Below are 2,540 nucleotides of genomic sequence, written 5' to 3'. Positions count from 1 at the left end.
GTAAGCATCCGGTGAGGACCGCGTAGCGGTCACTCAGGCTGCTTGGTTGACTTGCTTATTTCGGTCGCGCCAATACCAGGGCAAAAGTTCGTCGAGCCGTTGTACGGGATGTGCAGCGATGCGTGCCAGGACGTCGGCGAGCCAAGCTTGTGGATCCACGTCGTTCATTTTGGCTGTGACGATCAGGCTGTACATCATCGCGGCACGGTCGCCGCCGCGGTCGGAGCCACAGAACAGCCAAGACTTCCGCCCCAGGGCGATGCCGCGCAGGGCTCGCTCGGCGGCGTTGTTCGACAGGCAGATGCGGCCATCGTCGAGGAAGCGGGTAAACGCATCCCAGCGCTTGAGCATGTAGTCCATCGCCTTGGCAACGTCGTTGCGCCGGGAGAGCTTGGCGCGTTGTTCACGCATCCAGACTTTCAGATCGGCCATCAGCGGCGCGCTCAGCTCCTGGCGGACGGCCCGGCGCCGTTCGGGCGTCTCGCCGTTGATGCCTCGCTCGATCTCGAACAAGGCGTCGATCCGACGGACTGCTTCCAGTGCCAGAGGCGAGATCACCGCTGGCTTTTTGCCTTGTACCTTGCGGCGCGCATTCTCCGCCAGATCAGCCATCACGAAGAACGGTCGTCGGGCATGGACCCAACACGCCGCTTCCAGGATCGGACCTACGTTGCGGCTCGGGTCATAAAGCTTGCCATAGCCGCCATAGGCATCGGCCTGGAAGATGCCGTTGTAGCCGGCCAGATGGGCCTGGGGATGCTCGCCCGCGCGATCGCGCGAGTAATAAAACACTGCTCCCGGCGGGGCCTGCCCGCCAAAAGGCTTGTCGTCGCGTACATAGACCCAGATGCGGCCGGTGTCGGTCTTGCCTTTGGCCAGGACCGGCACCGTCGTGTCATCCCCGTGCAATCGCTCGGCACTCAGCACATGGGCCTCGAGGCGCCGGAACAAGGGCGTCAGCGCAACAGTGCAGCCACCAACCTGGTCGGCGAGGGTCGACAGGCTGATCGGCACGCCTTCCTTGCCATAGCGTTCGGCCTGACGGTTCAGCGGCTGGTGCTGGCCGAACTTCTCGAACAGCACCATCGCCAGTAAGCTGGGGCCGGCCCAACCACGGTCGATGACGTGGAACGGCGCCGGGGACTGGCTGATCTTCTCGCAATCACGGCAGCTGAACTTCTCCCGGACGTGCTGGATCACCTTCCAGGACTTCGGGATCACCTCCAGCGTCTCGGTGATGTCCTCCCCGAGCTTGGACAACCTCGCTCCGCCGCAGCAGGCGCACGCCACAGGTCCCGGCACGAGCACCCGCTCGCGAGGCAGATGGTCCGGGAACGGCTGGCGCGACGGCCTCTTGCGCGTGAACGAGGCCACCTTCGTCGTCTTGGCCGCGGCCATTTCGGCAGCGAGTTCGTCCTCAGTCGCTGAGGCCTCGAGCTCCTCCAGCGTCAGTTCGAGCTGATCCAGCAGCCTTGCGGTACGCTCCGAGCGAGGGCCATAACGATCACGGTTCAGCTTTTCGATCTGCAGCTTCAGGTGAGCGATCAGAGCATGGTCGTCGGACTGCTGGGCGCGAACGCTGGCGAGTTCGGCGCGCGTCGCCAGCAACGCCGCTTGCAGCGCCTCAATGTCTTCCGGCAGCTTCTGGGGACCGTCACCCATGCACCGATGGAATCACAAAAGCGACGATTTGGCGTGCGCTTTTTGCAATCTCACGGGACTATTGCGCAACCTATCCTGCGCTCTGCGGCCGCCAGCTGTGTTGGGGATTGCGCCAGTCGATCGCCTCCAGCAAATAGCCCATCTGAGCTGCGGTCAGCGATACCACGCCATCCACCGTCGCCGGCCAGATGAAGCGGCCACGGTCCAGTCGCTTGGCGTAGAGCGACAGCCCGATCCCGTCGTGCCAAAGGGCTTTGATCAGGGTGCCAGCACGACCACGGAACACAAAGACGTCGCCGGCAAAAGGATCCCGCCCCAGCCCCTCCTGCACCAGCAATGCCAGACCCTGCATGCCTTTGCGCATGTCAGTGTGACCGGTTGCGATCCAGATCCTCGCCCCTGCCGCGATCGGGATCATCGCCGCTCCAGCAGATCCAATACGCGAGACAACGCGGTCATATCAACGCCGGCGTCCACGATCACCCGACAGGCCTTGCCGACGACAATCTCCATGCGTCCGCTCGCTGGCCCCGCTAAAGTTACTGGCGGCGCCGGCGGTTGGTCCGGCATCACCATCGCTGGCACAAACGCTGGCTGAGGTTGTTCAGTATTGCTCGTCCGCGTCCCAAACGATCGTCGCCAAGTCAACAGGAGCGAGCGCGAGATGCCGTATCGTCGTGCTGTCGACGAGACCGCGCGCGGGGCCTGCAAACTCTCCAGAACGATCTTGAGTTTCTCATCATCGGTCCAGCGACGGCGACGGCCAGTCTCGACAACCTCGAACCGTTCAATCTGAGCACTGAACTTATTGCTGTCCATAAGGGCTGTTACACAGCACTGGTATTAACCCGACAAGGCGGCCCTCACCGGAGGGAGAC

3 protein-coding genes are annotated in these 2,540 nt (G+C 63.1%); all 3 read right to left on the bottom strand.

What is annotated here, in order from left to right:
• Positions 1–33: 33 nt before the first annotated feature.
• On the bottom strand, positions 34–1,662 hold the full coding sequence (gene tnpC / locus A5906_RS23955; RefSeq protein WP_080137755.1) for an IS66 family transposase: 1,629 nt from the start codon (positions 1,660–1,662) through the stop codon (positions 34–36).
• 70 nt (positions 1,663–1,732) lie between these two features.
• A complete protein-coding gene (gene tnpB / locus A5906_RS23950) occupies positions 1,733–2,080 on the bottom strand; it encodes an IS66 family insertion sequence element accessory protein TnpB (protein ID WP_080134400.1) in 348 nt (115 codons plus the stop codon).
• Positions 2,077–2,481 carry an IS66-like element accessory protein TnpA gene (gene tnpA, locus A5906_RS23945; RefSeq protein ID WP_080134401.1) on the bottom strand — a complete coding sequence of 135 codons (405 nt, stop codon included), beginning with the start codon at positions 2,479–2,481 and terminating at the stop codon, positions 2,077–2,079. Before tnpA ends, tnpB begins: the two co-directional genes overlap by 4 nt.
• Between the last annotated feature and the right edge of the window lie 59 nt (positions 2,482–2,540).

Source organism: Bradyrhizobium sacchari (assembly GCF_002068095.1).
Taxonomy (GTDB): domain Bacteria; phylum Pseudomonadota; class Alphaproteobacteria; order Rhizobiales; family Xanthobacteraceae; genus Bradyrhizobium; species Bradyrhizobium sacchari.
The sequence above is the reverse complement of the archived record's forward strand: the minus strand, read 5'-3'. Positions and strand labels throughout refer to the sequence as shown.

What these genes read in the sequence shown, in the direction of transcription:
- tnpC (WP_080137755.1), bottom strand. Translation starts at nt 1,662, where the DNA reads ATGGGTGACGGTCCCCAGAAGCTGCCGGAAGACATTGAGGCGCTGCAA.
- tnpB (WP_080134400.1), bottom strand. Translation starts at nt 2,080, where the DNA reads ATGATCCCGATCGCGGCAGGGGCGAGGATCTGGATCGCAACCGGTCAC.
- tnpA (WP_080134401.1), bottom strand. Translation starts at nt 2,481, where the DNA reads ATGGACAGCAATAAGTTCAGTGCTCAGATTGAACGGTTCGAGGTTGTC.